The sequence below is a fragment of the Cellulomonas septica genome (assembly GCF_012396155.1).
Classification (GTDB): Bacteria; Actinomycetota; Actinomycetes; order Actinomycetales; family Cellulomonadaceae; genus Cellulomonas; species Cellulomonas septica.
The window spans coordinates 1-3,982 of record NZ_JAAXOY010000323.1 but is presented as its reverse complement, the minus strand read 5'-3'; the positions used below and the strand labels follow the sequence as shown (position 1 = coordinate 3,982).

General features: G+C 72.5%; 5 protein-coding genes. All 5 read left to right on the top strand.

Going from position 1 to position 3,982, the window contains the following annotated elements:
* A partial coding sequence (locus HGA02_RS20445; RefSeq protein ID WP_210728508.1) for a hypothetical protein occupies nucleotides 1–218 on the top strand: 218 nt, incomplete at its 5' end.
* Between the two features lie 99 nt (nucleotides 219–317).
* Nucleotides 318–716 (top strand): MerR family transcriptional regulator, encoded by a 399-nt coding sequence (locus HGA02_RS12450; RefSeq protein WP_162353417.1) that lies wholly within the window; start codon nucleotides 318–320, stop codon nucleotides 714–716.
* A gap of 377 nt (nucleotides 717–1,093) precedes the next feature.
* On the top strand, nucleotides 1,094–1,498 hold the full coding sequence (locus HGA02_RS20985) for a DUF2809 domain-containing protein (RefSeq protein WP_210728507.1): 405 nt from the start codon (nucleotides 1,094–1,096) through the stop codon (nucleotides 1,496–1,498).
* 126 nt (nucleotides 1,499–1,624) lie between these two features.
* Nucleotides 1,625–3,130, top strand: coding sequence for an amino acid permease (locus tag HGA02_RS12440; RefSeq protein ID WP_168679278.1), 1,506 nt, complete (start codon nucleotides 1,625–1,627; stop codon nucleotides 3,128–3,130).
* A 74-nt stretch (nucleotides 3,131–3,204) separates the two neighbouring features.
* Entirely contained in the window at nucleotides 3,205–3,942 is a 738-nt protein-coding gene (locus tag HGA02_RS12435; RefSeq protein ID WP_168679277.1) for an MIP/aquaporin family protein, read from the top strand.
* The last annotated feature ends 40 nt before the right edge of the window (nucleotides 3,943–3,982 follow it).

The following is a 3,982-nucleotide window of genomic DNA, read 5'->3' as shown; positions in this document are numbered from 1 at the left end:
CGACCGACGTGCGACGCGCGTGCAGGTGCCGACGCGCTGCCCTGATCCGCGACGCGACGAGCCCGCTCGCGGGCGCCGCTCCGGCGCAGGTGCGGGGGCGCGGACCCGAGGCCGGACGGTTCCTGCCTGCCGGAGGGCTGCGGCGATGCCGGTGGACGCGCGTGGTCATGGCGCAAGCCTCCGCCGCGGTCGGCGGGCTCGGGCCGTCGTCGGCGTGAGCGGGGGATGAGGCGCCTCGTGAGCGGGCTGTGGACGGGTCGGCTGAGCGGGCGGAGGGTCTTGACTTCGAGTGCGCTCGAAGCGCCACCATCGGACCCATGAGCGTCGTCGCGGAGCGTGTGAGCCTGAGCATCGCCGAGGCAGCGGAGGCCACCGGCCTCACGGCGCACACGCTGCGCTACTACGAGCGCGACGGGCTGCTGCTCGACAGCGTCGACCGGGCCGCGTCCGGCCATCGCCGGTACACCGAGCAGGACCTCGGGTGGATCCGGCTGGTCACGAAGCTGCGGGCCACGGGCATGCCGGTCCGCGAGATCCGGCTGTACGCCGACCTGGTCCGCGCGGGCGAGGGCAACGAGGACGAGCGGCTCGCGCTCCTGCGGGCGCACCGGGACCGGGTGCGCGCGCAGCTCGACGAGGTCGCGACGCACCTGCTCGCCATCGAGGGCAAGATCGCCGTCTACGAGGGGACGTCGGACACCTGCACGTCCGCGTGACCTTCGCGCCGCCCGGAGCACCGTCGCGTCGCCCTCCCACCCGGTCCGAGCGGCGGCACGGCTCGCTCGCGCCGGCTCGAGGCCGGGTGCGGCGACCGTCACGGTCTGAGTGTGGCTCACGCCGACGGTCCGAGTGGCGGCACGGCTCGCGCGAGTCGGCTCGAGGCCGGGTGCGGCGACCGTCCACGGTCTGAGGGTGGCTCACGCCGACGGTCCGAGTGGCGGCACGGCTCGCTCGAGTCGGCTCGACGTCGGGTGCGGCGACCGTCCCCCGGTTGAGGGGTGGCTCACGCCTGCGCTGATCGTCCGTCCGACCTGCACGGTGCCTCCACGTGCTCGGCGGCCGGGCCACGCGCGGCCCTGCCTAGGGTGTGCGCGTGCCCGCCCGAGCTCGCCGTTCGCTGCTCCTGGTCGCCACGGTCGTGGTCGCGGCCGGGCTCCTCGTCGCGACGCGGGCGAGCGGCCCGGTCGCCGATCCTGCGGGCGACGCGCTGTACGCAGCGCTCGTCTACGTGCTCGTGCTGCTCGTGGTCCCGCACGTCGCGCCGTGGCGGGCGGGCGCGGTCGCGACGGCCGTGTGCGCGGTGGTCGAGCTCGCGCAGCTGACGGGTGGGCCGGCCGCGCTGGTGCAGGCGGTGCCGGTGAGCCGGTTCGTCGTGGGGACGACGTTCGTGCCGGTCGACCTGCTCGCGTACGGGCTGGGTGCCGCGCTCGCGGCGGTGGTCGACGCGTCGGTGCTCCGCATGGTGCGCAGGTCCCGGGAGGGTCGTCCGACCCGCTGACACACTGAGCCGTCCACAGCCCCGGACGCGCGCGTCGGTGTCCACCGGCCCGCTGTGCCGGGGTGCCGAGCACACGCATCCCCGGCATGCTGTCCCACGTCAGCGCACGCCGGCGAAGGGGCTGAGATGGCGACGTCGACGAGCATCTTCCGACGCAAGTCCGTGGAGGACTCGCTCGCCTCCGCGGAGGACCCGGACCGCCACCTCAAGCGGAACCTCACCGCGTGGGACCTCGCGATCATGGGCGTGGCCGTCGCGGTGGGCGCGGGCATCTTCTCGGTCGGCGCGACGGCGGCCGCGAACTACGCGGGCCCCGCGGTCATCCTGTCGTTCGTCATCGCCTCGATCGTCTGCGCGCTCGCCATCATGTGCTACGCCGAGTTCGCGTCGACACTGCCCGTCGCGGGCTCCGCGTACACGTTCTCGTACGCGTCGATGGGCGAGTTCGTCGCGTGGATCATCGGCTGGGACCTGATCCTCGAGATGCTGCTCGCCGCGGCGGTGATCGCGAAGTTCTGGGGCGTCTACCTGTCCGACGCGTTCGGGCTGTTCGGCATCGACGTGCCGACGACGCTCGCGCTCGGACCGGTCGACGTCGAGTGGGGGCCCGTCGTCATCGTCGCGATCTTCACGACGCTGCTCGCGATCGGCACGAAGCTCAGCGCGCGCGTGAACAGCGTGTTCACGATCATCAAGGTCGGCATCACGGTGTTCGTCATCGTCGCGGGCTTCTTCTACGTCAACGCCGCCAACTACACGCCGTTCGTGCCGCCGTCGCAGCCGGCCGAGGGCGCGTCCTCCCTGGAGCAGCCGCTCACGGCGTTCCTGCTCGGCATGGACCCCTCGATGTACGGCGTGATGGGCATCCTGTCCGGCGCCGCGCTCGTGTTCTTCGCGTTCATCGGCTTCGACGTCGTCGCGACGACCGCGGAGGAGGCGCACGAGCCGCAGCGCACGATCCCGCGCGGCATCCTCGGCGGTCTCGCGGTCGTCACCGTGCTCTACATCCTCGTGACGATCGTGGTCACCGGCATGGTGTCGTACACCGACCTCGCCGCGTCGGACTCGCCGTCCCTCACGACGGCGTTCGTGCTGGTCGGCGCGGACTGGGCGGGCCGGATCATCAGCGTCGGCATCCTCGTCGGGCTCACGTCGGTCCTCATGGTGCTGCTGCTCGGCCTGACGCGCGTCGTGTTCGCGATGAGCCGCGACGGGCTGCTGCCCCGCGGCATGTCCCGGACGTCCCCGCGGTTCCGGACACCCGCCCGCCTGCAGATCGGCGCCGGCATCGTGGTCGCGCTCATCGCGGGGCTGTCCGACGTCGAGCTCCTGGAGGAGATGATCAACATCGGCACGCTGTCGGCGTTCGTCCTCGTCAGCTTCGGCGTCCCGATCCTCCGCAAGCGTCGGCCCGACCTGGCCCGCGGCTTCAAGGTGCCGTGGTCGCCGGCGCTCCCGATCATCGCGGGCGTCGCCTGCATCTGGCTCATGCTCAACCTCACCGCGCTGACCTGGGTGCGGTTCGCGGTGTGGCTGGCCATCGGCATCGTCATCTATGCGGTGTACTCCTACCGGCACTCCGTGGCCGGACGCGAGCAGACCGACGAGCCCGCGACCGCCCGGACGCCCTGACCGACCCGACGACGTGACGACCGCGCCGCAGCCCGGCGCGTGCGACGAGCGAGCCCGCAGAGGAGACGCACCCGATGGACCCGTCCTACGCGCTCTGGATCCGCGTGACGTGCGAGTTCATCGGCACCGCCATCCTCATCATCCTGGGCAACGGGACCGTCGCGAACGTCCACCTCAAGGGGTCGAAGGGCTACCGCGGCGGGTGGTCGCTCATCGCGATGGGGTACGGGTTCGGCGTGATGATCCCGGCCGTCATGTTCGGCGGGATCAGCGGCAACCACATCAACCCGGCGTTCACGCTGGGCCTCGCCGCGTGGGGGCTGTTCCCGTGGTCGAACGTGCCGTACTACATCGCCGCCCAGATGCTCGGCGCCATGGCCGGGCAGCTGGCCATCGTCGTCACGCACAAGCCGTACTACGACGCGACGACCGACCCCGACGACATCCTCGCGACGTTCTCCACGGTCAACGCCGCGCGGTCCCGGCTCAACGGGTTCGCGAACGAGCTGCTCGGCTCCGTGATCCTCTTCTCGTGCGCGCTCGGGATCGTGAAGTCGCCGCTCACCACGACCGAGCCGGGGCTCGCGCACGTCGTCATCGGCTTCCTCGTCTGGGGCCTCGTCGCCGGGCTGGGCGGACCGACCGGACCCGCGCTCAACCCCGCGCGTGACCTGGGGCCGCGCATCGTGCACGCGCTGCTGCCGCTGCGGCACAAGGGCGGCTCGGACTGGCGCTACTCGTGGGTGCCCGTCGCGGCGCCGATCCTCGGCGGGCTGCTCGGCGTCGGCGGCTGGCAGCTGCTGCTCGGCTGACGCCAGCGCCCCGGACGTCAGGGCCTGCGTGGGCCGGGCG